This is a genomic window from Klebsiella sp. HN106 (assembly GCF_051209435.1).
GTDB classification, from domain to species: Bacteria; Pseudomonadota; Gammaproteobacteria; order Enterobacterales; family Enterobacteriaceae; genus Klebsiella; species Klebsiella oxytoca.
In genome coordinates this window covers 1-287 of sequence record NZ_JBLURD010000262.1, presented here as the reverse complement: position 1 = coordinate 287, position 287 = coordinate 1, and the positions used below count along the sequence as shown (strand labels likewise).

The 287-nt window shown below is 57.1% G+C and carries 1 protein-coding gene; it reads right to left on the bottom strand.

All coding sequences use genetic code 11. The features are described 5' to 3' along the window. Positions 1–287 (bottom strand): hypothetical protein (locus tag ACSIPU_RS31175; RefSeq protein ID WP_435322571.1); only part of this gene is annotated, 287 nt, incomplete at both ends.

Genomic DNA, 287 nt, shown 5'->3' with positions numbered 1-287 from the left:
GCCCGCCATCCCCATGTTGCCGAGCAGCAGCTGGATCATCGCCATGGTGCGGATATTCTGCGCACCGATGGAGTGCTGGGTCCAGCCGAGAGCGTACAGGAACGATGCGGTCTTATCCGGCGCGCTGGTTTCAGCAATGTATTCACAGACTTTGAGGAAGTCAGCCTTCGGCGTACCGCAGATGTTTTCGACCACATCCGGGGTATAACGGGAAACATGCTGCTTCAGCAGGTTCCAGACGCAGCGAGGATGTTGCAGCGTAGTATCGCGTTTGGCGAAGCCGTTTT